The 26,561-nt window shown below is 63.7% G+C and carries 26 protein-coding genes and 1 pseudogene; 20 read left to right on the top strand and 7 right to left on the bottom strand.

Annotated elements, in window-relative coordinates; genetic code table 11:
* On the bottom strand, positions 1–1,809 hold a 1,809-nt coding region (locus VK804_RS24375; RefSeq protein ID WP_325374991.1), incomplete at its 3' end, for a 4Fe-4S binding protein.
* A 34-nt stretch (positions 1,810–1,843) separates the two neighbouring features.
* Between VK804_RS24375 and VK804_RS24370 the strand changes: the two genes are divergently transcribed.
* The 16 genes from VK804_RS24370 (at position 1,844) to VK804_RS24295 (ending at position 17,020) form a co-directional block, all read left to right on the top strand.
* Positions 1,844–2,593, top strand: coding sequence for a DUF6505 family protein (locus VK804_RS24370; protein ID WP_325374989.1), 750 nt, complete (start codon positions 1,844–1,846; stop codon positions 2,591–2,593).
* Positions 2,590–3,603 carry a DUF6352 family protein gene (locus tag VK804_RS24365; protein ID WP_325374987.1) on the top strand — a complete coding sequence of 338 codons (1,014 nt, stop codon included), beginning with the start codon at positions 2,590–2,592 and terminating at the stop codon, positions 3,601–3,603. The genes VK804_RS24370 and VK804_RS24365 overlap by 4 nt, the downstream gene beginning before the upstream one ends.
* Positions 3,600–4,106 carry a DUF3305 domain-containing protein gene (locus tag VK804_RS24360; RefSeq protein WP_325374986.1) on the top strand — a complete coding sequence of 169 codons (507 nt, stop codon included), beginning with the start codon at positions 3,600–3,602 and terminating at the stop codon, positions 4,104–4,106. Before VK804_RS24365 ends, VK804_RS24360 begins: the two co-directional genes overlap by 4 nt.
* Complete coding sequence (locus tag VK804_RS24355) at positions 4,051–4,758, top strand: DUF3306 domain-containing protein (protein WP_325374984.1); 708 nt, start codon at positions 4,051–4,053, stop codon at positions 4,756–4,758. The genes VK804_RS24360 and VK804_RS24355 overlap by 56 nt, the downstream gene beginning before the upstream one ends.
* Before the next feature lie 12 nt (positions 4,759–4,770).
* A complete protein-coding gene (locus VK804_RS24350; protein ID WP_325374982.1) occupies positions 4,771–5,376 on the top strand; it encodes a TorD/DmsD family molecular chaperone in 606 nt (201 codons plus the stop codon).
* Between the two features lie 75 nt (positions 5,377–5,451).
* Complete coding sequence (locus VK804_RS24345) at positions 5,452–5,577, top strand: hypothetical protein (protein WP_325374980.1); 126 nt, start codon at positions 5,452–5,454, stop codon at positions 5,575–5,577.
* Between the two features lie 76 nt (positions 5,578–5,653).
* Positions 5,654–5,863 carry a hypothetical protein gene (locus tag VK804_RS24340; RefSeq protein ID WP_325374978.1) on the top strand — a complete coding sequence of 70 codons (210 nt, stop codon included), beginning with the start codon at positions 5,654–5,656 and terminating at the stop codon, positions 5,861–5,863.
* A 305-nt stretch (positions 5,864–6,168) separates the two neighbouring features.
* On the top strand, positions 6,169–7,011 hold the full coding sequence (locus VK804_RS24335) for an AraC family transcriptional regulator (protein WP_325374976.1): 843 nt from the start codon (positions 6,169–6,171) through the stop codon (positions 7,009–7,011).
* Positions 7,012–7,135: 124 nt separating this feature from the next.
* Positions 7,136–10,132, top strand: a complete 2,997-nt coding sequence (locus tag VK804_RS24330; protein WP_325374975.1) for a xanthine dehydrogenase family protein molybdopterin-binding subunit — start codon at positions 7,136–7,138, stop codon at positions 10,130–10,132.
* Complete coding sequence (locus VK804_RS24325) at positions 10,129–10,941, top strand: FAD binding domain-containing protein (RefSeq protein WP_325374973.1); 813 nt, start codon at positions 10,129–10,131, stop codon at positions 10,939–10,941. The genes VK804_RS24330 and VK804_RS24325 overlap by 4 nt, the downstream gene beginning before the upstream one ends.
* Positions 10,938–11,456: a (2Fe-2S)-binding protein gene (locus VK804_RS24320; protein ID WP_325374971.1), complete on the top strand. Its 519-nt coding sequence runs from the start codon at positions 10,938–10,940 to the stop codon at positions 11,454–11,456. Before VK804_RS24325 ends, VK804_RS24320 begins: the two co-directional genes overlap by 4 nt.
* The gene (locus VK804_RS24315) at positions 11,449–12,996 is read left to right on the top strand and encodes an AMP-binding protein (protein WP_325374969.1); all 1,548 of its coding nucleotides are present in this window, start codon (positions 11,449–11,451) and stop codon (positions 12,994–12,996) included. The genes VK804_RS24320 and VK804_RS24315 overlap by 8 nt, the downstream gene beginning before the upstream one ends.
* Positions 12,997–13,018: 22 nt before the next feature.
* Positions 13,019–13,825 carry an enoyl-CoA hydratase/isomerase family protein gene (locus tag VK804_RS24310; protein WP_325374967.1) on the top strand — a complete coding sequence of 269 codons (807 nt, stop codon included), beginning with the start codon at positions 13,019–13,021 and terminating at the stop codon, positions 13,823–13,825.
* A gap of 157 nt (positions 13,826–13,982) precedes the next feature.
* On the top strand, positions 13,983–15,242 hold the full coding sequence (locus tag VK804_RS24305) for a thiolase C-terminal domain-containing protein (RefSeq protein ID WP_325374966.1): 1,260 nt from the start codon (positions 13,983–13,985) through the stop codon (positions 15,240–15,242).
* A gap of 62 nt (positions 15,243–15,304) precedes the next feature.
* Entirely contained in the window at positions 15,305–16,468 is a 1,164-nt protein-coding gene (locus VK804_RS24300; RefSeq protein WP_325374964.1) for an LLM class flavin-dependent oxidoreductase, read from the top strand.
* Between the two features lie 39 nt (positions 16,469–16,507).
* Complete coding sequence (locus VK804_RS24295) at positions 16,508–17,020, top strand: Zn-ribbon domain-containing OB-fold protein (RefSeq protein WP_325374962.1); 513 nt, start codon at positions 16,508–16,510, stop codon at positions 17,018–17,020.
* 16 nt (positions 17,021–17,036) lie between these two features.
* Here the strand turns inward: VK804_RS24295 and VK804_RS24290 are convergent.
* The 5 genes and pseudogenes from VK804_RS24290 to VK804_RS24270 form a co-directional block, all read right to left on the bottom strand.
* Positions 17,037–18,196: pseudogene (locus tag VK804_RS24290) on the bottom strand (patatin-like phospholipase family protein).
* A 79-nt stretch (positions 18,197–18,275) separates the two neighbouring features.
* Positions 18,276–18,665 (bottom strand): hypothetical protein, encoded by a 390-nt coding sequence (locus VK804_RS24285; protein WP_325374960.1) that lies wholly within the window; start codon positions 18,663–18,665, stop codon positions 18,276–18,278.
* Positions 18,666–18,692: 27 nt separating this feature from the next.
* Positions 18,693–20,300 (bottom strand): DHA2 family efflux MFS transporter permease subunit, encoded by a 1,608-nt coding sequence (locus VK804_RS24280; RefSeq protein ID WP_325374959.1) that lies wholly within the window; start codon positions 20,298–20,300, stop codon positions 18,693–18,695.
* Complete coding sequence (locus VK804_RS24275) at positions 20,297–21,574, bottom strand: HlyD family secretion protein (RefSeq protein ID WP_325374958.1); 1,278 nt, start codon at positions 21,572–21,574, stop codon at positions 20,297–20,299. Before VK804_RS24275 ends, VK804_RS24280 begins: the two co-directional genes overlap by 4 nt.
* A gap of 31 nt (positions 21,575–21,605) precedes the next feature.
* Positions 21,606–21,806 carry a hypothetical protein gene (locus tag VK804_RS24270; RefSeq protein WP_325374957.1) on the bottom strand — a complete coding sequence of 67 codons (201 nt, stop codon included), beginning with the start codon at positions 21,804–21,806 and terminating at the stop codon, positions 21,606–21,608.
* Positions 21,807–21,968: 162 nt separating this feature from the next.
* On the opposite strand from VK804_RS24270, the gene VK804_RS24265 reads away from it, so the two are divergent.
* Positions 21,969–22,895, top strand: coding sequence for a LysR family transcriptional regulator (locus tag VK804_RS24265; RefSeq protein ID WP_325374955.1), 927 nt, complete (start codon positions 21,969–21,971; stop codon positions 22,893–22,895).
* A gap of 112 nt (positions 22,896–23,007) precedes the next feature.
* On the opposite strand, the gene VK804_RS24260 is transcribed toward VK804_RS24265, so the two are convergent.
* Complete coding sequence (locus VK804_RS24260) at positions 23,008–23,271, bottom strand: DUF3551 domain-containing protein (RefSeq protein WP_325374954.1); 264 nt, start codon at positions 23,269–23,271, stop codon at positions 23,008–23,010.
* A 245-nt stretch (positions 23,272–23,516) separates the two neighbouring features.
* On the opposite strand from VK804_RS24260, the gene VK804_RS24255 reads away from it, so the two are divergent.
* From VK804_RS24255 to VK804_RS24245, 3 genes are all read left to right on the top strand, one after another.
* On the top strand, positions 23,517–24,155 hold the full coding sequence (locus tag VK804_RS24255) for a pyridoxamine 5'-phosphate oxidase family protein (protein ID WP_325374953.1): 639 nt from the start codon (positions 23,517–23,519) through the stop codon (positions 24,153–24,155).
* A 130-nt stretch (positions 24,156–24,285) separates the two neighbouring features.
* Positions 24,286–26,058, top strand: coding sequence for an iron ABC transporter permease (locus tag VK804_RS24250; RefSeq protein ID WP_325374951.1), 1,773 nt, complete (start codon positions 24,286–24,288; stop codon positions 26,056–26,058).
* A gap of 34 nt (positions 26,059–26,092) precedes the next feature.
* A partial coding sequence (locus VK804_RS24245) for an extracellular solute-binding protein (RefSeq protein ID WP_325374950.1) occupies positions 26,093–26,561 on the top strand: 469 nt, incomplete at its 3' end.

Raw genomic sequence — 26,561 nt, 5'->3', positions numbered from 1 at the left:
CCAGTGCTTGCCTTCCAGCTTCGCTACCACGCGCTCGATCGCGCTCTTCACGCCGAACGGCTTGCTGCAGCGGATGCAGCAAAACGGCTCTTCCTCCTTGAGGATGCGGGCCGGCGCCCGCGCGGCGCGGAAATCGATCTGCGGTTTCAGCGTCATGACGCGCTCTGGGCACGTGGCCTGGCACAATCCGCATTGCACGCAGGCATCCTCGACAAAACGCAGCGCCGGTCGTTCCGGATCGTCGCGCAATGCGCCGGTCGGGCACGCCGAAACGCAGGACAGACACAGCGTGCAGCCGCCGACGTCGATCTCCACGGCGCCGAACGGCGCGCCCTGCGGCAGCGTGACGATATCGACGGGGGCGGGCGCCGCGCGGTGAAGCTCGCTCAGCGCAAAGCGCAGGACGTCCCGCTTTTTTCCCAGCGGACGGAAGCTTGCTGGGCGCGGCGCCGGCGGCATCGATGGAATTGCCCGCAATGCGGCCAACAGATGGTCCGGATCGTCGGTCTCGATGCCGGCGATCCGGCCGGCACCGAATCCAAGTCCCTCGAGGATCGGATCCGCCAGCGCGATGGTTCGCATCAGGCCGGCGACGTCGTGGCGCGGCCGCGCCCGCAGCAGAAACTGCAATGCCGATGCACCATAGGCGAAGGCCGCAAGCACGCTCTCCAGCCCGATCTGCGTGATCTCGTTGACTGCTACCGGCAGGACATGCGCCGGCAGCCCGTCGCCAAACCGTGCCAGCGCATCGATCAGCGGCCCGCCGTGCGCCTCGTCATGTACCAGCACAATCGCCCGCTCGCCGCCGGCCTCGCGATAGGCCATCAGCATCGCGCGCAGCCTGCGCATCAGCGCGTCTTCCGGCGGCAGCGCGTAGGACGCAGCACCCGTCGGACAGGACGCCGCGCATTGCCCGCAACCGGCACAGATGTTCGCGTCGATCGTCACATGGTCGCCGGCAGGCGCAATCGCACCCGTCGGACAAAGGTCGAGGCAGCGCGTGCACCCCGTGAGCTGCGAGCGTGAATGGGCGCACAATGCGGCCTCGAAGGCGACGTAACGCGGCTTTTCGAACGTGCCGATCAGATCGCGCGCCCTGAGAACCGCCCGCAGCATTGCGGCGGGGTCGCCGGGATCGGCCCGCAGATAGCCGTCGCGCAGATCGGCCGCCGGAAAGAACGCCGTGCCGCCGGTCAAATCCAGAATGATATCGCAGTTCGACCGTGCATTGTTGCGTGACGCCCCAAACAGCAATATGCCGCGCGAGGATGGCGAGCCATCGGCGAAATCGTCGACCACAAGCTCGAACGCGCCGAGATGCCCCCGCGCATTTCTGACCTTCCCTTTCGCCACCGGAAAGTCGCTCACCCGCGGCGGTGCGATGGCCGCCGGCGGTTCGATCAGCACGGTGACGTCAAGATGCTCCTTGAGCAGGTTGCCGGCTTCGACGGCGGTCTCATCGCGGCCGCAGATCAGGATCACGCCGCCGCTTTGCAGTTCGATCGACGGCGCAACCGGCACGGGCTCGGCCGCCGCCGCAAGCAACGCCGCCATTTTCGGTCCCGCCCGGGCGGCTTCGCTGGACCAGCCTGCGGTTTCCCGAATGTTGACAAAGTCGATTGGCGCCGCTCGCCCGGCCTCTGCCGCCGCCTCGGAAAATAGCGCCGCTTGCTGCGTGCAACCGACCGTGAGGGGCGTGTCCTTTGCCGCGATCGCGCGAAAGCGGTCGAGCTCGGCACGGCAAAGGTGGGTCGCGGTTGTCGGCTCGCCCCGGCAACCGCGGCGGACCGCGCCGCCGTCAAGCGGCATCGTTTCCTCGCACGAGCAGATCAGGAGATGCCTGGTGGCGTCAGTCATCGCGCTCACAATTTCTTGTAACCCGACCGCGGCGGCAACTGGCCGGAACCCGGGGAAAGTATATACTGCCTGGATTGAAAAGCGCGATGCCGGAGTTGCCGACGGATACCCGTTGCATCCGGCACGGTTGCTCGCGAACTGGAAATGCCGTTTTCGTCAGGCGCCCACCCGATCCGATTGCGGGAGGACCAAAGCAGTGAAGCTGTTGCGCACCATCCGGCTGGATGCGTCGGATTTGTTCGTTTTTGAAAAGGCGGCGGAGCCTGGCGAGTGGGCTGTTTCGGGCGCATTCGCATTTGCCGGTTGTGATCCGGCGGCTTTGCGGGGCAGGGCGCGCACCGCATTCCGTGCCGGCTTTCTGGGGCTGCAATCCCTCGGCCGTTCGACGCTGGCGCAGATCGTCGAGGCCAGCGAAACCGAATACAGGGCGGTCGTCGATACGCTCGCGGCCGGCCTTGTCGCGCATTTCGGCGCGCCCGATCTGGCCGCCGCCCGTCTCGCGGCGGAGGAGGAGGCGGAATTTGCGGCCTCGCTCTGCGACCATCCGGCGGGCGTGCTCGTCGCGGTAACCCGAAGCCACGAGAACGGGACCATCCGCGAGGCATTCCGCACGCTGCGTCCGCGCGATGGCGCCGGCCACGCGCGCGCCTTCGAATTTCTGGAAGTGGTCGGCGAAGCTGATGTGCCCGACGAACACCTCGATCTCGCCGGGCTGCGGAAAGGAGCAGGTGGGTGAGCGCATCGCGCGACTTCTGGCTTTCCTGCGGCCATCATTTGCTCGACCGCGACACCGCGGGCAGGTTGCTCGTCACCGACGAGTTCCTGAAAGCCTATCTGGCGCGGCCGGAACTGGTGCCGCCGTCGGAGGCTTGCGCCGCGGAGCAGGGACTGCACAATTCATTGCTGGCGGACCCGCGACGGCCGGTCGCGGCCTCGCAAATCGCCGCGATTGCGGACCCGGACGCGCGCGAAAATTGGGAGATGATGATCGCCTGGCGCGATCACCTGGTGCGACACCGCACCCTCGAAGCCGGCTATCTGCAGATTGTCAGGCGCAGCATCAAATTCCCCAATGTGCTGATGGGGCAATTGACGCAAGCGATCCTGCGCAACGTGCTGGATCGCTGTGATGATGCCTTCGTGCTGCGCGCCGCCGAGATGTTCTTCCGTCCGCAGAAACTGCTGATGCAGGAAGGCCTGGTAACCGCTGTTGATGAAGAGATCGAAACCTCGCCTGGCCGGCAGCCCTCGTCGCCGCTGGCAGCATTGCTGGGATTGCCGGCGATCACCGAGGCCGAGCTGCTCAGCGATGCGAACGCCGGCAGCTACTGGGACCGCAGCGACCGCTTCGATATGGCATTCGACCTGACGGCGGGCCGGCGCGGTTCGATCGCCCTTGGCGAGGTTATCACCCGCTGGCTGTCGCATTTGCTGGCGATCGATGTCGCGATCGAACCTCTGGTGGAACTGCAGAGCGCACCATGGAATTGGTATGTCGGACTGAGTTCAGAGGGTTCGAGCATCGGCGACACGATCTGGAACGGCGGCGATCTTGCCGATGCGATGCGGGAACGGCTGGTCGGTCTTTACCGGCTGACCTTCCGGGAGCCTGCGGATATGATGGAAAAAGTCCGGGGCGAGCCGGTCTATCTGTTGGCGGCGGCGACATCAGACGGGGAGTTGCGGTTGAAGCCGCAGAATCTCGTAGCCGGCTTGCCGGTCCTTGACGCGGAGGCAGTTCATTGAGATCGACAGCTCTCGCGCGCATAGCCGTGGGCGTCGTGGTCGAGCGGCGCAAGGCCAGGAGCATGTGGGTCGATTGCCTGTGGCGGCCGGTCACGGTGTTTGCCGGCATTCCGCCGCTGGCGCCATGGACCCCGCTCGGTACCGAGGCCGAAACAGGTTTGCTGTATGCCGGCGAGGCCATGATCGAATTGCACCGCACCGAGGTGACGAATTACCGCGACAATCTCGCGTCAGGCGCGCCGACGCTGTGGGTCGTGATGTGTTCCACCGCGTCCGACCCGCCCTACCGATTGCTCGCCGTGACGGCTGATCCGGCCGAGGGCGAAGCCTTTACGGATGCCGGCAACAATCTGGTTGAAGCCGTGCCCATGCCGCCCGACATCGCAGAGATCGTCAGCAGGTTCGTCGCCCGGCATCATGTCGAGCGTCCCTTCATCAAGCGCCAGCGTGGCCGGCAGACGCCTGCCGACCGAAAAGCACCAGCGAGAACGAGCCGTGACTGAGCGAGAAAATGTCATTCAGCGTTGGGCGCGATTGAAGCATGCGCGGAATACGGCGCAGGAAACAGAAATAGCTTCGGCAAATGTTGCTGGACCAACAGCGCAACCGCCAGGCAGCGCGGCGAGCGATGCGCCCTTTGACCTCGCGAGCCTGCCGTCGATTGAATCGATTGCCGCCGATACCGATATAAGCGCCTTTCTGCGATCCGGCGTCCCGGCCGAATTGACCCGCGCGGCGTTGCGCCGCGCCTGGGCAAGCGATCTTGCCATCCGCGACTTCATCGGCATCGCGGAGAACCAGTGGGATTTCAACAACCCGGATGCGATTCCCGGATTCGGCCCTATGCGCGCAACAGCCAATGCGCCGGCTGCGTTCACGCAAGTCTCAGGCGAGCTTGAGAATGTCCGTGAGCAGCTTTCCGGAATGTCGGCGCCCGTCGCGGCGATCGGCTCGAGCACGACCGGCCCGGAGCGCCTCGACGCCGATCAAGGCGCGCAACCGGCGCCTGTCGACCAGATCCCGGCCGATCCCGGCATCGGCCGTCCATCGAACGAAATGCGCGAAGCGGGCGCAACCGCGGAAAGCGCGGGCGCCGCGAAGGAATACGAGGTCTTTCGAAACCATCGTCGTCACGGCAGCGCCTTGCCACGGTAGGATTGCGAACAGATGCTGGATTCGGCTTCCCGGGAGACTGCCAGCGGTATCGACGAGATCGATCGCGCCCGCGCGCAGGAATACGCGCTGTTGGCAACCTTGCTCGCGCGCAGCCCGGATCGCGAATTGCTCGCCGGTCTGGCGCGCCTGCAGGGCGACGCCAGCCCGATCGGAATGGCGCACGCCGCGCTTGCCGAGGCCGCGATGCGGACCAGCGAGGAAAGCGTCGGGCGCGAGTATTTTGCACTATTTGCCGGACTCGAGGGCGGTTCGCTGTTGCCCTATGCGTCGCACTACCTGACGGGAGCGCTTTACGGACGCCCGCTGGTCCGATTGCGGGAAACGCTTCGGCAGCTCGGTGTCGAAAAAGCGCCGGAGCGCTCTGAACCGGAGGATCACGCCGCGATCCTCTGCGAAATCATGGCCGGCCTTGCCGGCGGCAGCATCGCAGCCTCGGCAGGTGCTGATCGGGAGTTCTTCGGGGCGCATCTTTCACCCTGGGTTAGGACGTTCTTTGTCGATCTCGAACGGGCTGAACCGGCCGATTTCTACGCGCGCGTGGGCGCACTTGGCCGCATCTTTGTGGACGTTGAAGCCGAGGGTTTTGCCCGCGTCTAATTCCCCGCGGCGTATTGGCCGCCGCCCGCCGTCTTCGACGGTGGGCCGGATACTGTGAGAAGAAGGAGAAGCACCATGCGTGTGTTCATCGCCGCCTGCCTTACCGCCAGCGTCATCGCCCTCGGCGCCGCCGCCATTCTTGACAAGTGCGTTCAGGAACCTGTCTCAGTGGCGTTCGCCGAACCCAGCGCGCGGGTCTAGCGCTGCCCCTGATGTCACATTGAACCTTGCCCCGGCTCGCCAGACATATTTATGGCCGGGGAAATGGAGAGACCCCATGATGCGCCCGATCATTTCTGCCGTTGCGGTTGCCGCCCTGATTGCGGTCGGAGTCTTCTTGCTGCGGCCGCGATCCCCCGCGATCGAGCTTTCGGCCGCCGCAATGCCGCCGTTGCATGAACTCCATGCAATCGCCGGCGTAAATAACCTTCCTCCCCAGGAAATCGACGATCAATCGCTGGTTTTTCCGGCCGGGCCGAAACGCTAAAGGCGACGCACCGGGCGATTGGCCTCTGGAAGCCCTGAGCTTCCACGATCGGGCTCGCTATGCGCCCCTTCCAGCCCTGTCTCTCTATGATCCCGGACGTCGCCATGTAGCCGCCGGATTGCCCGCCATGATCGGCCTGATCCGAGAAAGGGCGTTGATCAAAATCCCCCTGCTATGAAAGAGTTGTGAGAGCCGGTTGGCCCCAGCCAGGGGATACTGCGAGAAAACGGGACGTACGGCGGCGCGTCACTGAAGCCATCGAATGTTGGTTGGCGTGAACCGGGCGTCACATCTGGGAGGTTGCCATGTCGACAGCGCTACGAATTGCGCACGGAGCCTTTGGCCGGGTCGCGCTTCTCGATATGGACTGGTCGCTGGTGCGCCACGCCCACCCGCATTGTCATGTGCTTTTGAAAGTCGAGGGAGCGGACACCCAGTTTGTCGTCGGCGATACCGTCTATCAGCTCACTGACGAGAGCGCCGTGCTGGTGAACGGCTGGCAGCCGCATTCCTATGTCCACGACCCGAAGAAGCCGCGCAGCGTCATTCTTGCGCTTTATATCGAACCGGAATGGTTGACGGCGTTTCGGCCGGGCTGGGCTGCCAGCGGCGCGCCGGGCTTTTTCAGCCATCCCTCCGGCGAAGTGTCGCCGCGCATCCGCAGCCTCGCCATGAACCTGGCGGCCGATATGATGACCCGTCCCGAAGCGCGAAACGCGCACGAATCGGCACTATCCGACCTGATGATCGCGGTGATCGAGCGCTTTACGCCATGGCGAAGTTTCCCGGCTTCGATCAGGGAGATGAGTGTCCGCTCGGGTGATTGGCGCATCCGCCGCGTCGCTGCTTCGATGCGGACCGAAACGAAGCCCGGCGCCGTCCTTGATAGCTTTGCCAAGGAAGCGGGATTATCGCGGGCGCATTTTTTCCGGCTGTTTGAGTCCTCGATCGGTGTGCCGCCGAAGGTCTACCTGAACGTCGTTCGCATGGAGCAGGCCGTCGATGCGGTACTAAATCGGTCTGCGAGCGTCTGCGACATCAGCAACCAGCTCGGCTTTGCCGAGCCGGCTCACTTCACGCGCTTCTTCCGCAACCATGCCGGCGTAGGTCCTCGTGAATTTCGAAAGGTTTCCCGGCTTGCGAGTTGATGGTGCGCTGCACAAGGCTCAGCGAAATGAGACGGGATGGTAAGTCCTGAGATGGGCGGGTATTGCCGCGACCCACGGCGCAGCCGAATAAGGTCTCCTGACGCACACGGGAGGACATTTCGGGATGGCGGAAGCCGCCGGCCACGCATTCGCCAGTCAGATGCCGGGCCCGCCATGGGTTGGGCAGTCGATTCCGCGCGTCGAAGATGCGGCGTTGCTGTCCGGACGCGGCCGCTTCATCGACGATCTCGGGGTTCGCCCTGGCACACTTCATGCTGCGATCCTGCGCTCGCCACACGCCCATGCGGACATCGTCGCGATTGAATCGTCCGCGGCAAAGCGTGCGCCCGGCGTCTTCGCCGTCCTGGACGGCGAGGACGTCAAGGCGCTGACCGCGAGCCTGGTTGTCGGCGTCAAGGCGCCGGTCGAATGCTGGCCGATTGCGGTCGGGCGAGTGCGGTATGTCGGCGAGCCGGTCGTCATTGTCGTTGCAACTGATCGCTATCTGGCTGAAGACGCCGCCGATCTGGTTGAGGTGCAGTACCGCATGCGGCCGGCGGTTGTCGATCCGTTGGAAGCATTAAGCCCGGATGCTCCGGTTCTGCATCACGGCTTCAACGGCAATGTCGCCAGCGACCGGACCTTTCGTTATGGCGATCCGGAGCAGGCCTTTGCGTCGGCGGTGCATCGGATCAGCCTGGACATTCGCTATCCGCGCAATTCCTGTACGCCGATCGAAACCTATGGCGTGGTTGCCGAATATGACCCGAGCGATGACGCCTACGATGTGCTCGCCAATTTCCAGGGTCCCTTCAGCATCCATGCGGTGCTGTCACGGGCCTTGAAAGTTCCGGGCAATCGCCTGCGTCTGCGGACGCCGCCGGATTCCGGTGGCAGCTTCGGGATCAAGCAAGGGGTCTTTCCCTATATCGTTCTGGTCGCTGCCGCGGCGCGCGCGGCCGGACGCCCGGTCAAATGGATCGAGGATCGGCTCGAACATCTCGCCGCCTCGGTCTCCGCCACCAATCGGGCCACGACGCTGAGCGCAGCCGTCGCCGACGACGGCCGTATCCTCGCGCTCGATTGGGATCAGGTCGAGGACTGCGGCGCGCATTTGCGCGCACCGGAGCCGGCGACGCTGTACCGCATGCACGGCAATCTGACCGGCGCCTACGACATTCGCCATCTCGCGGTGCGTAACCGTGTCGTCGTCACCAACAAGACGCCGACCGGATTGAACCGCGGCTTCGGCGGACCGCAAGTCTATTTCGCACTCGAACGACTGGTTCAGCGCATCGCGGTCGAACTCGGTCTCGATCCCCTCGAAATCATCAGGCGCAATCTGATCCCTGCCGATGGCTTTCCCTACCGGACGATCAGTGGGGCCTTGCTTGACTCGGGAAACTATCAGGGGGCGATCGAGCGCGGCGTCGACGAAGGTGGGCTGGCGGAGCTCAAGTCGCGGCGCGATGCGGCGCGTGCGCAGGGGCGTCTCTACGGCATCGGCTATACCGCCGTCGTCGAACCCAGCGTGTCCAACATGGGTTACATCACGACCGTGCTGACGCCGGCCGAACGCCGCAAGGCCGGCCCGAAGAACGGTGCCCAGGCGACCGCGACGGTCGCGATCGATCCGGTTGGAAGCGTCACCGTACATGTCGCCTCGGTGCCGCAAGGGCAGGGGCATCGTACGGTTCTGTCGCAGGTCGTGGCGGATGTGTTCGGCCTTACCCCTGCCGATATCAGGGTCAACACCGAAATGGATACGGCAAAGGATGCCTGGTCCATTGCCTCGGGCAATTACGCCAGCCGTTTCGCGCCTGCCGTTGCCGGCACCGCCAAACTCGCCGCCGGGCGCCTTGCCGAACGAATGGCGCGGGTCGCCGCGAGCCAGTTGAACACCGAAATCGACGATATCGCCTTCGCCGGCGGCAGCGTCGGCTCGAAACGCAATCCCGACAACAAAATATCGTTTTCCCGCGTCGCGGCGCTCAGCCACTGGTCGCCAGGCGCATTGCCCGACGGGATCGGACAAACGATCCGCGAAACCGTTTTCTGGAGCCCGCCGGAGCTGACCGCCCCGGACGAAGAAGACCATATCAACTCGTCGCTGTGTCACGGGTTCATCTTCGATTTCTGCGGCGTTGAGGTCGATCGGACGACCTTGCAAACGCGGATCGACCGCTATGTCACCATGCATGACTGTGGGACGATCCTGCATCCGGCGATGGTCGACGGGCAGATTCGCGGCGGCTTCGCGCAGGCAATCGGCGCCGCGCTCTATGAGGAATACGCCTATGGTTCCGACGGCAGCTTCCTGACCGGAACCTTTGCCGACTATCTGCTGCCGACGACGGCGGAGATTCCGGATCCGCTCATTCTCCACATGCAAACACCGTCGCCGTTTACGCCGCTCGGCTCCAAAGGTGTCGGTGAGGGCAATTGCATGTCGACGCCGGTCTGCATCGCCAATGCCGTCGCCGATGCGCTCGGGCTGAAAGACGTCGAGTTGCCGCTGGTGCCGGCGAAACTGGCGCAGATCGTGCGCGGCGCCGAGTCCCCGCCGCCGAAAGGTCGCGCAATCGAGGAAGTGGCGAAGCGGAGCGGCGAACGACGTCTGCGCGGTGAAGGCGAGGCCGTGGTCAGAGCGCCGGCCGAGCGTGTCTGGGCCATGCTGCTCGATCCCGAGACGCTCCAGGCCGTGATTCCCGGCTGCGACAATCTCCAGAAAGTCTCGGACACGCATTTCCGCGCCGAAGTGACGATCGGCGTCGGTCCGGTGAAAGGACGCTATCGCGCCGATGTGAAATTGTCCGACCTCGATCCGCCGCATGCGGTCACGCTCGGCGGCTCCGCCGAGGGCGCGCTCGGCTTCGGCGGCGGTGAGGGACGCATCACCCTCGTTCCGGCCGAGAATGGCGGCACCGCGATCCGCTACGTCTATGAGGCGGCAATCGGCGGCAAGGTGGCGAGCATCGGCGGTCGCCTGCTCGACGGGGCCGCGCGGGTGATCATCGGCCAGTTCTTCGCGGCGCTGGCGCGCAAGGCAGGCGGTGACGCTGCCACGTCGCGTCGGTCCTGGCTTGCGCGAGTCCGCCGCTTGTTCGGAGGGCAGGTATGAAGCCCGCTGCGTTCGACTATGTCAGGGCGGAACATCTCGATGAAGTCCTCGACGTGCTTGGCCGGGAAGGCGGCGACGCGCGCATCCTGGCCGGCGGGCAATCGCTGATGGCGATGATGAACATGCGCCTGGCAAAGCCCAGGACGCTGATCGACATCATGCACCTTCCAGAACTGGCGCGCATCGAGCGCAAGGGTGGAACCATTACGGTCGGAGCAGGGGTGCGTCAGGCGTCGTTACTGGCATGGCCGGAACTGGGCCGGAGCCTGCAACTCGCCGCTTTGGCGTTGCCGTGGACCGGCCATGTCCAGACGCGAAGCCGGGGCACCGTTTGCGGATCGATCGCACATGCCGATCCCAGCGCCGAATTGCCGCTGGTGCTGCAGGCGCTCGGCGGCGAGGTGCATCTGCGCAGCGCTAAGCGGCGCCGGCGCGTGGCGGCGAAGGATTTCTTTGCCGGCATGATGGCGACGGCGCGGGTCGATGACGAGTTGATCGAAGCTGTCACGTTTCCGGTCGTTCAGAAACGCTGTGCCTTCCGCGAAGTGGCGCGCCGCCACGGCGATTTTGCCATTGTCGCCTGCGCCGTGGTGGAGACCGCCGACGGGGTCCGCCTCGCCGTTGGCGGCGTCGCGGACATGCCGGCGGCGCGGGATTTTCCGCGCCTCGAAGGCAGCGCGCTTGACGATGCCTTGAACGGGTTCGCCTACGAACTGGACGCCCGCGACGACGTCCATGCCACCGCGCGCTACCGCCGCGACCTCGTGCGCATGATCGGTCGCGATCTGGTGCGGGAGGTGCTGCAATGAGCCGATTGCAGGCCGGCCGGCGGCATTCCGTCCGCTTCTCCCTGAACGGCAAGCCATGCGCTGGCGAGGCGGAGCCGCGATTGCTGCTGACCGACTTCCTGCGGCATCAGATCGGCGTGACCGGGACGCATGTCGGCTGCGAGCATGGCGTGTGCGGCGCCTGCACCGTCAGCATCGACGGCAGGCCGGCGCGCGCCTGCCTCACGCTCGCGGTGCAGATCGACGGCAGCGAAGTCCGGACCGTAGAAAGCCTGGCGCCGTCGCCGGACCGTCTTGGCATTCTGCAATCGGCATTCAAGCGAAATCACGCGCTGCAGTGCGGCTTTTGCACCGCCGGAATCCTGATCTCGCTCGACTGCTTCCTGCGCGAGCATCCAAACCCGGATGAGGAAGGAATCCGCGACTTGCTGTGCGGCCACCTGTGTCGGTGCACGGGCTATACGCCAATCGTGCGTGCGGCAATCGAGGCCGCGGCGGAACTGGCAGATCAGGGCAAAGAGAAAACAGATGCTTGATCTTGGAACCAGCTTCGTTGCCAGCGTAGCACGCGACCCCAACGCTCTGGCGATCGTCGACGAGAGCGTTCGTCTGACTTACGCGCAATGGTATGCACGGATATCGTCGCTCGTTGCGTCTCTCGACCGCATCGGACTGAAACCCGGCGATCATCTGGTCACGGTACTGCAGAATTGTGAGGCGGCCGCCACGCTGCACTGGGCCTGCCAACTGGCCGGCATTGTCGTCACGCCGGTCAACTGGCGCGCCAAGGCCGACGAGCTCGATTATTGCATCGAGGATTCCGAGGCACGCGCGATCGTGTACCAGGACGTCGCCGCGCCGGCCGTGGAAGAATCGAAGCGCGCGCGGGCTTTGCCGCGAATCTATTCGGGCGGCCGCGAGACGGCCGGCGCATTCAGTTTCGACCGCATGGTCGCCGAGCCGGCGACCGAGGTGACACCCCGCGTCAGCGCCGAAGCCTGGTCGATCATGCTCTATACATCCGGAACCACCTCGAGGCCGAAGGGTGTGCCGCGGCGTCATCGCGCCGAGCGGGCCGCCGGCATTGCGCATGTCGCGCAAAATCTCTACCGGCGCGGCGAACGGACGCTCGGCGTAATGCCGCTCTATCACACCATGGGCGTGCGCTCGCTGATAGCGATGTCGCTGATCGGCGGCACATTCGTTTGTCTGCCGCGCTACGATACCGGCCGTGCGCTTTCGCTGATCCAGAGCGAAAAGATCACCAATCTCTATCTGGTCCCGACGCTCTACCACGATCTCGTCCACGCTCCGGAATTCGCGTCGACCGACGTCTCGAGCGTCCGAAAGCTCGGCTTTGCCGGCGCATCCATGACTGACGGGTTGCTGAAGACATTGAACGCTGCGTTTCAGCCCGACCTGTTCGTCAACCACTACGGCAGTTCGGAAATCTACACTTTCACCATCGATCAGAACGCGCCCGCAAAGCCCGGATCGGCCGGCAAGGCCGGAATCAATCAGGAAATCAGGGTCGTCAAGCTGAATGCGATGTCGGCGACGGACCTTGCGGCGTCAGGTGAAGAAGGCGAAGTCATCGCGCGGCTGGCCGGCGATGAGTCATTCGAGGGGTATTGGCGCCGGCCCGATGCGGACGCCAAGGCTTTGCGTGAAGGCTGGTATTTCACCGGCGACACCGGTTTCGTCGACCGTGACGGCGATCTGTTCGTCACCGGCCGGGTCGACGACATGATCATTACCGGGGGCGAGAACGTCTCGCCGGTCGAGATCGAAAGCTGCCTTTCGCTGCACCAGGCCGTACTCGAAGTCGCCGTGGTCGGTATTCCCGACGAGAAGTGGGGCAAGGTTGTCACGGCCTTTGTGAAGCGCAGGGGGCCGGTCACCGAGCAGGACCTCGAGCAATTCTGCCGAACATCCGGACTGGCGGACTTCAAGCGGCCGCGGCGCATCATCTTCGTCGATCGCTTGCCGAAATCCCCGGTCGGCAAGCTGCTGCGCCGTCTGCTTGTCGCCGGCGACTACCAGCGCGAACACGCGCCGCCCTCAAGCGCGGCGTAACAACATCAAGAAAGGAAGTGACATGGCGTCTCCCTACATTTTCGCCGACCCCCGGCTGGGCAAGCTCGACGGTTTCCAGGTCGAAATCGACGAGGCGCATGAACGCGCCGACATCATTCTCAACCGGCCGCCTTACAACGTCGTGTCGATGCCGCAGCGCGATCAGTTGCGGCTTGTGTTCGAGACGCTCGACGAGGATGCGCGGATTCGCATCATCGTCGTGCGGTCGGTCGGCGAGCATTTCTCCAGCGGCGGCAACATTGGCGGCTTCATGGAAGCCACGCCGGAAACGGTCTCCAAGCTCGCCTGGAACATCGCCTCGCCGACGCGTTGTTCGAAGCCGGTAATCATCGCCAACCGGGGCTATTGCTTCGGGGTAGGCTTCGAACTGTCGCTGGCCTGCGATTTCCGGATTGCCTCGGAAACGACGCTTTATGCGCTGCCGGAGCAGAAGCTCGGTCAAATTCCGGGATCCGGCGGCTCCGCGCGCCTGCAGAAGATGATCGGTATTACCCGCACCAAGGATATCGTGATGCGTTCGAAGCGCATCTCTGCAAAACAGGCATTCGATTGGGGCATTGCGACCGAATGCGTGCCCGATGCCGAACTCGAAACAACGACCGACAAGCTGGTCGATGAGCTTCGCAGCTTCGCGCCGCTGGCGCAGCGGACGGCAAAGAAGCTTCTGAACGATACCGAAGACGCCACGCTGACCAATGCGATCGAACTGGAAGGCCATTGCTATAGCCGGCTGCGCCAATCGGAGGATTTCAAGGAAGGGGTCGAGGCCTTCAACGCCAAACGCCCGCCGAAATTCGTCGGGCGCTGAAAACAAGATCATGTTGGGGTGAAAGAGGGAGGAATGAAATGGCGATTGCGCAGGAGATGGCCGAAGCTATGCGCGAGAAAGCTATGCAGTATCCCCCATAAGGCGCTAGAACAGGACCGGGAAATAACAGGAAGAATACGGCCGGGAGCTTCAGGAAATGCCGCTGCCCAGAGAAGATGTCGATGCCACCACGCCGAAGTTCCTGCGCGACAAGTACGCTGTCGTCGGCGTCGGCGAGACCGCCTACACCCGCGGCTCGAACAAGACGACGCGGGCGCTCGCAACATCAGCGGTGCGCAACGCCATGCGGGATGCCGGTCTCGAAGCCTCCGAGATCGACGGCATGCTGTCGTATCAATTCAACGACTCCGTGTTCTCGCCGTTCGTCGCCGGCGACCTCGGCATCCGGCTCAATTTCTACATGGACGTGTTCGGCGGGGGATCATCGACCGAGGCGCTGGTCGGGATTGCGATCGGCGTCATCGAGGCCGGCATGTGCAAGACGGTGGTGATCTTCCGCTCGATGAACGGCTTCTCCCAGGTGCGGATCGGCGGCACCGGTGTGCGTGCCGCAGCTCCCGTCTCAGGCGATGCGCTGCACAGCCGCGCCTATGGCTGGCAGAGCGCGGGGCAGTCGTTCGCGCCCACCTTCATGCGCCATATGTACGACTTCGGCACCACCGCCGAGCAGGTCGCCCATGTCCGCGTCGCCCACAGCCATCACGCGTCGAACAATCCGAAAGCCTACTACAAGAAACGCCTCACGGTGGAGGATGTTGTGGGCAGCCGCATGATCTGCCAGCCATTGCACCTGCTCGACTGTTGCGTGGAGACGGATAATGCCAATGCCATCATCGTGACCACAGCCGAGCGGGCGAAAGACTTGCGGCAGCCGCTGGTGCAGATCCGCGGCGTGGTGGGCCGCTGCTCGAAGCCGCGGGTCGACATGCACTACCAGGCCGGCCCGATCTCCACCGTCGCCGGCCGCTACGCCAGGGACATCCTGTGGCCGAACTCCGGCGTCGGCCCGGAGGACGTCGACCTCACGGGCTCCTATGACGCCTTCACCTTCACCACGATGCTGCAACTCGAGGATTACGGCTTCTGCAAAAAAGGCGAGGGCGGCCACTACGTCTCGGACGGCACCATCATGCTCGGCGGCAAACGGCCGAACAACACGTCGGGTGGCCATCTCTGCGAGGGCTATACCCACGGCATCGCCATGGTGATCGAGAACGTGCGCCAGCTCCGCCACGATGCCGACGATAGCTGTCCGATCGGGCCCGATGGCCGGCGGCAGCACACTTTCGATTATCGCGAGGGCGGTTGCCGGCAGGTGAGGAATGCCGAGGTGTCGGCCAATCTCGGCTGGGCGATGCCCGGTACGGGATCGGCGATGGTGATGCGGCGGGGGTAGGGCATCATCGTCCTGTCGGTGGTGATCTCAAAATCAACAGAAACGGGCGGGAAGGAAGCAGAATGAAAGCGTCGATATTTTGCCTGCCGAGCGTCGGCTCACGCGCCGAGATCGAGGCGGGCATGGCCGCGACCAGGCCGGAGCTCTATCAGCGCATGCTGAAGGAGCTGACCGAACTCATCAAGCTGGCCGACGACCTCGGTTATGATTCCGTGAGCTTTACCGAGCATCACTTCCACATCGAGGGTTTTGAGCTTTCCAACAACCCGGTGCTGCTGGATCTCTACTTCGCGATGCAGACCAAGCGCATCCGCGTCGGCCAGCTCGGTATCGTGCTGCCCGCGGCCAACCCGATCCGTGTCGCCGAGGACATCGCGATGCTCGATCACATGACGGGCGGGCGGGCCTGCGCCGGCTTCGCCCGCGGCTACCAGCGACGCTGGGTCGATGTCATGGCGCAGCAGACGCACGGCGTCTCGGGGACCCTGCCGCATCATCATGATGCGATCGATGCGACCAACCGCGAGGCGTTCGAGGAGAACTGGCAGATCATCAAGAAATGCTGGACCGAGGAGATGCTGACGTTCCAGGGCAAGTACTGGAAGGTGCCCGCCGGCGCAACGCCCTGGGATCTCGAGACCACGGTGAAATACGGCAAGGGCGTCGAGAACGGCATGCTGAAATCGGTCGGCGTGGTGCCGAAACCGTTGCAGAAACCCTACCCGCCGGTGTTCCTGCCGTTCGCGTCGTCGCCGAATTCCATTCGCTGGGCAGCACAAGAGGGTGTCACCGCCATCCTGCCGCCGATGCATGAGGCCTACGCGTCACCGCTATACGACCTCTATGCCGAGGTGTCGGGAAGGCCCCGCGGGCAGGGCACCGGCTTGTTGCGCGACGTCATCATCGCGGACACGGACGAGGAGGCCATGGCGTTGTGGGAAGACTCCGGGCGTTTCTCCGGCAAGGCGTGGTTCGAGCCGTTCGGCTTCCGCCGCGGCCTGATGGACCCGGTCACGAAGAAGTTTGCCACCGCGCAGGAATCGATCGACCTCGGCTATGCGCTGGTCGGCACCGTCGATACCGTGACACGCGCGCTCGAGGCCAACATGAAGCGGCAGCCGGTCGACTGGTTGTTCTGCTACACCTACAACGCGCTGGTTCCGCACAACAAGTTGATGAAGTCGACCGAGGCGTTGTGGACGAAAGTACTGCCGAAGTTCATGTGAGCCGCACGGTTGCTCCTGCAGAGGAAATACGGTGAGAAAATGATATCCGCGCAATATCTCGGCATGCCGCTCGAGATCAATGATCTCGACCATGAGAACCTCGAATACTTCGCCTATTGCGCGAAGCACGATTTCCGCCTGCAGCGATGCAACTCGTGCAAGCTGTTGCGCTACCCGCCATCGACCGCGTGCCCGTGGTGCGCTGAGCCGGATTCGGAATGGGTATCGGTCGAGGGCCGCGGCACGGTGCATTCCTACACCGAAGTCCACCATGCCATTCAGCCGGCGTTCAAGCAGTACACACCATATCTCGTGCTGCTGGTGGAACTGGACACGCAGAGCGGCAAGCCGACCAAAGAGGAGGGACTCCGCGTGATCGGCAACCTGACGCGGCCGGACGGCGTGCTGGCGCCGAAAAGCGAGGTGGAGCGGGTCGGCATCGGTACCCGCATGCGCATGGTGTTCACCGATGTCGCCCCCGGGCTGGCGCTGCCGCAATGGACCATTGATGAGAGTGCCGCCGGCGGCATGCCGTGGCGATACCGGGGGTAACGGTTACGCGCGCCGGTTACTCGCGGCCGTCCTGCACGAGGTCGAAAGTGAGGAGTCCTTCGAGGTCTCTCGGCCGTTCCAGCACCTCGGTGTGACGCAGCGTCGTACGTCGTGATATCCAGCGCGCCAATGCTCTTCCATGCTTGCTCGCGAAAATTCGTAATCCTTCGAGTGCCCTTCGTAATGCCTCGCATTGTAGATCAGATGAACGATGTTGAAAACCTTGCGATCGGCGGCCGTGCCAAGGAGCCTGGCTTCCGGGCTGTTCTTCAGGTCCGCGGGAAGCTTTTCCAGAAGGGCGGCTGCCGCGCGCTGTATCTTCTGGATGTGCTTGAACTGATCGGTGCCGGCCCGCGTGCGGCTGGAATAGCGGATTTCCTTCTCCCGCGTGATAACCTCGAGCATGCTCCGCGGAAAGTCGCCTCGCGCGCTCCACAGATCGACCTGAAAGGCCAGGGTATCGCGGCGTGGCTCGCTCTCGACGACCCATTGCAGCGGTGTGTTGGACACCAGCCCGCCGTCCCAGTAATCTTCGCCCTCGATCTCGATCGGTGGAAAGCCGGGGGGAAGGGCGGCGCTGGCCATCACGTGCTCCGGTTTGATCGTGTGCGTCGTGGTGTCGAAATAGACGAAATTTCCCGTCCTGACATTGACCGCTCCCACGCTGAAGCGGAGCAAGCCCGCGTTGAGGCGGTCGAAATCGACCAGGCGCTCCAATGTACGCTTGAGTTCGCGGGTGTCGTAGAAGCTGGTGGCCTCAAGTCTGCCCGACGGCTGCAGCCACGGCGAAACCGGTCTCGCAGCGAAGAAGCCCTTGGCGCCTCGTGTCAGCGCGAGATTCGCGCTGGCGTGGTTCAGCAGGTTGCGCGCGCCGTCGTCGTTCGCGGCTCCCCAGCCGAACCAATCCCACGGCGATTCTGAGGTCACCTGCGTCCAGAACTCCCGAAGCCGCTCTACCCTCGTGTCCGGAGGATTACCCGCGATGATCGCTCCATTGATGCCTCCGATCGAAATGCCCGCAATCCAATCCGGCTCGACGCGGGCCTCGGCCAACGCTTCGTACACTCCGGCCTGATACGCGCCTAGCGCGCCACCTCCCTGCAGCACCAAAGCTATGCGCTCGAAAGGAAGAATACGTTGTGCTCCGCCGACGCTCGGTTTGGCCTGAACATTCATTATCGAGTCTCCATATCACAGGTCTGACAAGTGCCTCACGCCGGCGCATGAGCGGCGACGCGCGCCTGGAATCGTCCGCTCAATTTCGGTGCGCTTCGCCGACGGTTTCGCCGGGCTGGCTCGGCCGCGCTGGCTCCGATCCTGACTTCGTACGCGGGCCCTGGGGATTATTGTTTGCGTTCACAACGTCGCGTGCCATTTCCAGGCAGGTCAATAGCTCGACGTAGCTCGCGAAGCCGCCGACCGTCGTCGCGGCCATGCAGGTTTTCTGATCGACACCGCTGAACGTTGCCCATTCCCTCTTGAGGTCGGAAAGAGCGGCAGCTTCGTCTTGCGAGCAGCGGTCGAAGGTCGCGGCCGAGCCGCCCTCAAAACGGCATTCTCTCACAATGTCGAACTGCGGCACGGAATCGGAAACGGCGATGGGTGAAAGCGTTGCCATGATTGCGATTGGCAGATGAAGCAGCATGTCGGTCTCCTTGGGGTTTGATCGTCTTCAGTGCCCCACATGGACAGGACCGCCGAGCTTGACCTTGCGTAGCGCAAGCGCGAGCGGCACGGCGGAAAGCGAGATCAGCATCAGCATCCAGAACGCATCCATGTAGCCAAGGAAGGACGCCTGCGCCTGCACCTGCGCGCCGATCCATTGAATGGCCTGGTCATGCGCCTGTGCAAGCGAGCTGCCATGGGCGGCGAAGTAGTTCGTGACCTGTTGCAGCGTGTCCTGATATTGCGGGCTCGATGGGACGACTTGCTCGACAAGCCGGCTCTGGTGGAACTGCTGGCGATGCGTCAGCACGTTGGAGACGACGGAGACGCCGATCGAGCCGCCGGTATTGCGGGCGGCGTTGATCAGGGCCGATGCCTGGTCGGTCAAGGACGGCGGAATGCCATCGTAGGAAGCGGCCATGATCGGCACGAAGACGAGCGGCAGTCCGACGCCCAGCAGCATCCGCGACCGCGCCATGAACCAGAAGCCGAGGTCTGCGTACACGTTGGTCATGCCGTACATGGAAAGCGCGATGATCACCGCGCCGGCGATGATCAGATATTTGGGTTGCACATTGGCGGCCATACGGCCGACGACAAACATCATCACCATGGTCACCACGCCGCCCGGTGAGAGCACGAGCCCGGCCCAGGTCGCGGTGTAGCCGAAATCCTGCTGCACCAGCAGCGGCAGGAATTGTGTGGTCGCAAGCAGGATGGCGCCGGTCGCCAGCATCACCAGGAAGCAGGCACCGAACTGGCGGCTCGCCACCATGCGCAGGTCGATGATCGGATTGGCGCGGGTCAACCCCCACGGGATCATCAGCACGAATGCCAGACCGCAAATGACCGTGAACGTGATGATGAAGGACGAGCCGAACCAGTCGTCCTCCAGGCCGCGATCCATGACCACCTCGAGCGCGCCGAGGAAGGTCGCGATCAGGATGAAGCCGACAACGTCGAACCTGATGCCCTGCTGCTGTCTCACGGCCTCCGCCCGCGCGGTCGGGGACTCCTGCAGGACCATCGCGATCAGCGTCATCGCGATCACGCCGACTGGCGCGTTGATCAAAAAGCACCAGTGCCAGGAGATATTGTCGGACAACCAGCCGCCGAGTGTCGGCCCGACCACCGGGGCAACCACCACCGCGACGCCGAACAGCGCAAAGGCCTGGCCGCGCTTCGCCGGTGGAAAGGCATCCGCCAGGATCGACTGCGCGACCGGCACCATGCCGCCGCCGCCGAGGCCCTGCAGGATGCGGAACAACAGCAGCGCGTTCAGATTTGGCGCAAAACCGCACAGCAGCGAGCTGAGGGTGAATAATCCGAGAGAAATCAGGAAGAAGGTTTTGCGGCCGAGCTTCCGAGCCAGGAAGCTGGAGGCCGTCAGGATGATGGCGTTGGAGACCAGATAGGTGGTGACCACCCAGGACGCTTCGTCCTCGCTTACCCCCATGCCGCCGGCGATGTAAGGCAACGCCACGTTGGCGATGGTGGTATCGAGCACCTCCATGAAGCTTGCGAGCGCGACCAGTAGCGCGATCACCCAGGGGTTGACCGCGCCAGCACCGCTCGCGGATGCGGGAGGGCCAGCCTGAATCGCTGCGGCACTCACAGGTACCTCCTCAGCCGCTCAACCAGCGACGGTGCAGGATTGATCCGCACGGTCGGGACCACCGACATGCCCGGGCCGAGCGCGACGTCGGTCGGCGTATTGTCCATGATGAGCTTGACCGGCACGCGCTGGACGATCTTGACGTAGTTGCCGGTGGCGTTCTGGGCCGGCAGCAGCGAGAACGCGGTGCCGGATCCGGACTGAACGCTGTCGACATGGCCGCGGATCCTGCGTTCCGGATAAGCGTCGATCTCAAGCGTTACCGGATCTCCGCGGCGCATGCGATCAAGCTGTGTCTCCTTGAAGTTGGCCGTGACCCAGATGTCATCAGGCACGAACATCGTCAGGCTCGTGCCCGGCTGTGCGAACTGGCCGACTGCGGCGCCGAGGTTGACGACACGTCCGGGCTCGGCGGCCGTAACCGTCGTATAGGAAAGATTGAGTTTTGCCTGGTCACGCTGGGCGTTTGCCTGCGCGAGATTGGCGACCGCGGTATTGTGTTGCGCCTTCAGCGCTTCGATCTGCCGCTGCGCGAGCCTCAGCGTCGCTTGCGCACTCTGCAGCGCCGCCTGCTGCTGATGCAGTTGCGACGTGTACTGCTGGGCGTTCTGAACGGTGCCGTAGCCCGTTTGCTCCAGGTGCTCGTAGCGCTCCGCCTGCTGCTGCGCGAACACCAGCGCCGCCTGCGTTTGATCCACCTGCGCCTGGTTGGCGCTGATCTGCGCCTGCTGCACGTTGAGCTGGGCGTCGATGTTCTCGATACTGGCTTGCGCGGCCGCAACCTGGGCCTCCGCCGTTTCGAGAGCAATGCGATAGTCGCGGTCGTCGATGTGGGCAATCACGTCGCCGGTGGCGACATGCTGGTTATCGGTGACCGGGACGGCAGTGAGATAGCCGGACACTTTCGGGGCAAGCGAGAATTGCCGCGCCGCGATGAAGGCGTCGTCGGTGGACTGAAAACGCTCGGCGTAGTCGAGGTAGAGATAGCCGCCGCCCAGGACTGAAGCGAGAAGGATCGCACCGATGGCGGAGAGGACGGGGCGGCGATGCAGCACGCTCTTGCGCGCCTGCTTGTCGATTGGCGCCGATTGCCGTCCTTCCGGCTCAGGGGATACGGGCTGTTTTGCAGCAGGGCTTGCCTGTCGCAAGAGAACCCGCGGCCCCTCTTTCGAGGACTCACCGTTCGGTTCGCGGAGTGAGCCCGGCACGGATTGCTGGTTTCCGATCTCTTCGAGCGCGAGCTCGTCACTTTCCAGAACATTGTCTTCAAACATCACTAGCGCTCCCATCTGGGCGAATTTGAAATCAGCGACCGCGATCGTCGCTCTGCGAGACCGCGCTGCTGTCGCGCGGCACCATCTGACCGACCGGCTTCGCGCCAAGCTGGGCGAGGTTGAATACGACCGAGATCACGATGACCGAGAGCATGTCCCCGCGCGCGACGGCGAAGCTGGCCGCGATGAGGATGGCCTTCAGGCTGACGACAATTGCGAGAAGCTTCGACATGGATCACCTCGCTGTTTTCCGGGTTCCGTCGGAATGGCGCCGCTCGGCTTGGTGAATGCTCGGGCGCAACGCCGGTATGCCATGGCAGGTAACTAGGCCTCTTGCCTCGGCGGGATAATCCCGCTTTCCTTTGAATGATCTTTGCGTTTTTCGAGGAAATCGATGGACCTTCTGGGCTCGCTCGGCGTCCTGGTACGGGTGGTGGAAACGGGTTCCTTTTCGGCCGTCGCCCGCGAGCGCGAGCTGAGCCAGGCTGCCGTCGCGCGCCAGATTTCGCAATTGGAAGAACACTTTGGGGTTCGGCTCTTTCACCGGACGACGCGAAAACTCAGCCTGACCGACGACGGCCAGATGCTGCTCGGCCTGGCCCGTCCGGTGCTGGACGGCGTCGATGGAATTGAGGCAGCTCTCGGCGGGCAGCGCGCCTCGCCGGTCGGGCTGGTGCGTGTGGGTGTTACGGTGACGGGCAGCCGCTTCCTCGCCCAACGTCTGCCCACCTTGCTCGCGGATCACCCGGGGCTCAAGGTCGAGCTTGTGGTCAGCGACGCGTTCGGCGACATGATCGAAGACCGGCTCGACCTCGCCATGCGCATGGGCGAGGTCACGGATGCGTCGCTGGTGGTGCGCCGATCGGGGACGGCTCGGTTCGTTGTTGTGGCAGCGCCAGACTACATCGAGCGGAAAGGCAGACCCTCCACGCCGGCCGACCTTGCGGGTCACATCTGCATCGTGCACGACGTCGGGCCGGGCTCGAACGTTTGGACCTTTGTCATGCCCGAAGGGTCCGAGCAGTTCCACGTGTCAGGGGGATTTCTCGCCAACGACGTCAGTGCCGTGCGCCTGGCCGCGCGTAGCGGATACGGCGTCGCTCTGCTTCCGTTGTTCGAGGTGCTCGATGATTTGCGCAGTGGCATGCTGGTTTGCGTGCTGAGCGAATTTCCGGCGCCGAGCATTCCGTTGAGCCTGGTCTATTCGTCGCGACGGCATCTGGCGCCACGTACACGCGTCGTCTTCGAATTTCTCGTGGAGCAGGTGCGAGAAGTCCAGGCCATGCTCGCGACAGTGACCGACAAAGCGGCCACCGCGTAAGCGCCGCGGCGACAATTGCGCGCTCACTTACGCGGTGACATTCGCTTTCTTGGGACGCTTCGTTCGCGACATCGCGCCAGCAGCCGCTGCCTCCAACGAGGTGCTTCCGCTGTTATCGATGATGATGCTTGCGGGCGATCGGCGCATACGCGTAAGCGTTGGCGGCGCCTTCGAGGAAGGGATTGCGGAGACAGTCACCGCCGCGTCCGGAGGACATTTCCTGGCACTGCGCCATCGTGTCGAAGCCGCAGGAGAGTGTATAACCTACGATGTCCCTGCGGCAGTACTCGTAATTCTTTGCCGCGGCCGGCGCGGTGGTACCGAAAAAGGCTGCACAGGCAATTGCTGCGATGCCCAGACTCAAGAATTTGGTCATGGTTGTTCTCCCAGTTTGCCGACACCTGCCATAGGATGTCGCCGTCATGATTGACGTCACTGGGAGCTATCGCTGCGCCGTTTTCTGAAAAGGCGCACGGCGGTTGAAACACTTTCAACCAAATCGCACAAATCGGCGGCTTGCTGCGTCGCACTGACTTTCCGCTACTTCCCGCCGCCCGCGCCATCGACTAGGCTTCGTCCGATAACGACAAAAAGCCGCTGGCGGACCAAGGGGAAAGCGTTATGAACGGACAGACCGACAGAATCGACCGCGCCCCCTTCTACCATGACGGCATGCGTGAGCTGCAGGATCGCTTCGACGGCCGCCGTGTCGCCGACGGCCTCGAGAAGCATCGCCTCCACTTCGAATTCTGGGAACAGGACCGCAAGCTCATCGAAGAGGCGCGATTCTTTTTCATCGCGACGAGCTATCGGGACAACGTCGATTGTTCCATGCGCTCGGGCGATCCCGGCTTCGTCAGGATCACCGGGCCCGACACGCTCGAGTACCCTGAATACGACGGCAACAACATGTACCGCACCCTCGGCAATATTTACCGCAATCCGAACATCGGGCTGTTGTTCGTGCGCCTCGACGGCAAGACGTTTCGCACGCGTATCCGGGGCAAGGCAACGATCCACGACAGCGCGGAGGTGCTTAGCCAGCATCATGGCGCCAAAGTCGTCGTGCGCGTCAAGTGCGAGATCTTCCCAAACTGCCCGCGCTACGTTCCAGACCTGATGGGCGATTCCGCTTCCATACTCGGCAATCCGTTCGTTCCTCGTCCCGGCTACGAGCCGCCGCCACCGGAATGGAAAAGCCGGGATTACCTCAAGGACGTGCTCTCGAAGTACGATCCGCATCGGAATCGCGAGGCGTAGCGGGCGGCGCCGACGTGACCGACTGTCGCGGACCGCGACCGACTTTCGGCTACTTCCCGTTACCCGCGCCATCGCCTAAGCTTCGGCCAATAACGACAAAAATCCGCTGGCGGGCCAAGGGGAAAGCGTTTTGAACGGACAGGCAGGCCTGCGCACCGAGGTCATGCGCAGCGGCGTCGCGGAGACGCGCCGGCGCGTATTGGCTGGTTCGTGGGTCGCCCTGCTGCTGGCGATCCTGGCATTCCTGGTGATCTATCCCGTGCTCACGCTGCTGCTGGGCGCGCTGACCGACACCAATCCGGTGGTCGACGGTTTCAGTCTCCGTCATTTGTCGGTCACGAACTTTCTCACCGTGCTCGCCAACCCGAACGTCGCCGAGGCCTTGTTCAATACGCTGATCGCCTGCGGCGGCGGCACGGCCATCGCGGTCACGATCGGGCTGCTGTTTTCCTGGATCGTGGTGCGCACCAACACGCCGTTCAAGGGTTTTATCGCCGCCGCCAGCATCCTGCCGCTGTTCGCGCCGCCGCTGGTCGCGGGCGTTGCCTGGAGCATTCTCGGCTCGCCCAGGACCGGCCTGATCAACACCATCTTCAAATGGGCCGGGCTCGACTGGCACGTCGATTTCTATTCGCTGTGGGGGCTGGTGTTCGTGTTCGGCATCTACTACGCGCCCTATGTCTACATGTTCACCTCGTCGGCGCTGCGCAACATGGATCCGAGCCTGGAAGAGGCCGCCGAAATCTCCGGCGCCAGCGCGTTCGCCACCCTGTTCTCGGTGACGTTCCCGCTGATCATGCCGGCGATCGTCTCCGGCATGCTGTTGTCCTTCATCGTCATGCTCGGCATTTACGGCATTCCGGCCGTGCTGGGCGCCCCGACCAACCTCGCGGTGCTGACGACCTACATCTTCAAGCTCACCAACTGGTCGCCGCCGCTCTATAATACGGCGGCCGCGGTCGCGATCATCCTGATGGTGGTGACGGGCGGGCTGGTGTTTTTGCAGCAGAAGGTGCTGAGCGGGCGCAGCTATACCACCGTCGCCGGCAAGGCGTTCCGGCCGCGCAGCCTCGATCTCGGACCGTGGCGCTGGCTCACCTTCGCACTCGGCGTCGTCTATCTCCTGGTCGTCGTGGTGCTGCCGATGCTGGCGCTGATCGTCGCGGCCTTCCGGCGGTTCATGTTCATCCGCGATGCCGCAAGCCTGTTCGACATGCGGCAATATTCGCTGATGCATTTCAACAGCATCTTCGACAACCCGCTGACGCTGCGCTCGATCTACAACGCGATCGAGGTCGGCATCATCACCGCCGTGGTCGGTGGCGCGCTGGCCTTTGCGATCGGCTACACCATTCATCGCACCCGCGTGCCGGGTCGGCGCAGCATCGACCTGATATCGACCGTGCCGGTGGCAATCCCGGGCCTGGTGATCGGCGTCGCCTATCTGTGGGCCTGGATCGGCATTCCCGGCGGGCTCTACGGCACCATCTGGATCCTGGCGCTGGCGTTCATCGCGCGCTTCATGCCGGATACGGTCAAGGCGCTGTCGACCTCGTTTCTGCAAATCCATCGCGAGCTGGAGGAGGCGGCCTGGGTCTGCGGCAAGGGCATGCTTGGCACCATCACGTCCATCGTGCTGCCGCTGGCGCGGCCCGGCGTGATCGCCTCGATGACGCTGTTGTTCGTGCTGGCGATCCGCGAACTCGGCTCGTCGCTGTTTCTCTACACCAGCAACACCATGGTGATGTCGGTGCTGCTGCTCGACTTTTACGAGGGCGGCAATATCGGCAAGACCGCGGCCTTCAGCCTGGTGCAGACGGTGCTGCTCGGCGTCCTCATCGGCGGGGCGAATTGGCTGGCGCGCAGCGCCTCTCAGGGCGGCATCGCGCAACGTATCAAATAAATCAAAACAAAGAGACAAAAAGGGAGGTTCATTCATGGACAGAAAATGGTTGGCCGCGATCGCCGGCGTTGGTTTCGGCCTCGTGCTCGGCGGCGCGCCGGCGCAGGCGGAGGAGAATTTCGGCTCGCCGGAGCTGATCGCCGCCGCGAAAGCCGAAGGCAAGATGGTGCTCTACACCGCGAATTATGCTGAGGTGGAGCAGGACATCATCAAGGAGTTCAACAAGCGCTTCCCCGAGATCAAGGTCGAGATGATACGCGCGCCGGGCGGCCAGCTCATTACCCGCGTGCGGACCGAGGCCGCGGCCGGTAAATTGATCGCCGACGTGGTCGATCATTCCGACCGTGCGCTGATGCTGCCGCTCGAAGACCTGTTCCAGGATTACGCGCCGCCGAATGCCGCCGATTACGATCCGGCCGCGCTGGTGTCGCCAAAGTTCTGGCCGCGCGCCACCGTGGTGTGGTCGATCGCCTACAACACCGAACTGGTGAAGAATCCGCCGA

The sequence above is a fragment of the Bradyrhizobium sp. genome (assembly GCF_035484855.1).
In the GTDB taxonomy this organism is placed as follows: domain Bacteria; phylum Pseudomonadota; class Alphaproteobacteria; order Rhizobiales; family Xanthobacteraceae; genus Bradyrhizobium.
This window is presented reverse-complemented; position numbering and strand designations above follow the sequence as displayed.

What these genes read in the sequence shown, in the direction of transcription:
- VK804_RS24350 (WP_325374982.1), top strand. Translation starts at nt 4,771, where the DNA reads ATGCTGGATTCGGCTTCCCGGGAGACTGCCAGCGGTATCGACGAGATC.
- VK804_RS24345 (WP_325374980.1), top strand. Translation starts at nt 5,452, where the DNA reads ATGCGTGTGTTCATCGCCGCCTGCCTTACCGCCAGCGTCATCGCCCTC.
- VK804_RS24340 (WP_325374978.1), top strand. Translation starts at nt 5,654, where the DNA reads ATGATGCGCCCGATCATTTCTGCCGTTGCGGTTGCCGCCCTGATTGCG.
- VK804_RS24335 (WP_325374976.1), top strand. Translation starts at nt 6,169, where the DNA reads ATGTCGACAGCGCTACGAATTGCGCACGGAGCCTTTGGCCGGGTCGCG.
- VK804_RS24330 (WP_325374975.1), top strand. Translation starts at nt 7,136, where the DNA reads ATGGCGGAAGCCGCCGGCCACGCATTCGCCAGTCAGATGCCGGGCCCG.
- VK804_RS24325 (WP_325374973.1), top strand. Translation starts at nt 10,129, where the DNA reads ATGAAGCCCGCTGCGTTCGACTATGTCAGGGCGGAACATCTCGATGAA.
- VK804_RS24320 (WP_325374971.1), top strand. Translation starts at nt 10,938, where the DNA reads ATGAGCCGATTGCAGGCCGGCCGGCGGCATTCCGTCCGCTTCTCCCTG.
- VK804_RS24315 (WP_325374969.1), top strand. Translation starts at nt 11,449, where the DNA reads ATGCTTGATCTTGGAACCAGCTTCGTTGCCAGCGTAGCACGCGACCCC.
- VK804_RS24310 (WP_325374967.1), top strand. Translation starts at nt 13,019, where the DNA reads ATGGCGTCTCCCTACATTTTCGCCGACCCCCGGCTGGGCAAGCTCGAC.
- VK804_RS24305 (WP_325374966.1), top strand. Translation starts at nt 13,983, where the DNA reads ATGCCGCTGCCCAGAGAAGATGTCGATGCCACCACGCCGAAGTTCCTG.
- VK804_RS24300 (WP_325374964.1), top strand. Translation starts at nt 15,305, where the DNA reads ATGAAAGCGTCGATATTTTGCCTGCCGAGCGTCGGCTCACGCGCCGAG.
- VK804_RS24295 (WP_325374962.1), top strand. Translation starts at nt 16,508, where the DNA reads ATGATATCCGCGCAATATCTCGGCATGCCGCTCGAGATCAATGATCTC.
- VK804_RS24285 (WP_325374960.1), bottom strand. Translation starts at nt 18,665, where the DNA reads ATGCTGCTTCATCTGCCAATCGCAATCATGGCAACGCTTTCACCCATC.
- VK804_RS24275 (WP_325374958.1), bottom strand. Translation starts at nt 21,574, where the DNA reads ATGTTTGAAGACAATGTTCTGGAAAGTGACGAGCTCGCGCTCGAAGAG.
- VK804_RS24270 (WP_325374957.1), bottom strand. Translation starts at nt 21,806, where the DNA reads ATGTCGAAGCTTCTCGCAATTGTCGTCAGCCTGAAGGCCATCCTCATC.
- VK804_RS24265 (WP_325374955.1), top strand. Translation starts at nt 21,969, where the DNA reads ATGGACCTTCTGGGCTCGCTCGGCGTCCTGGTACGGGTGGTGGAAACG.
- VK804_RS24260 (WP_325374954.1), bottom strand. Translation starts at nt 23,271, where the DNA reads ATGACCAAATTCTTGAGTCTGGGCATCGCAGCAATTGCCTGTGCAGCC.
- VK804_RS24255 (WP_325374953.1), top strand. Translation starts at nt 23,517, where the DNA reads ATGAACGGACAGACCGACAGAATCGACCGCGCCCCCTTCTACCATGAC.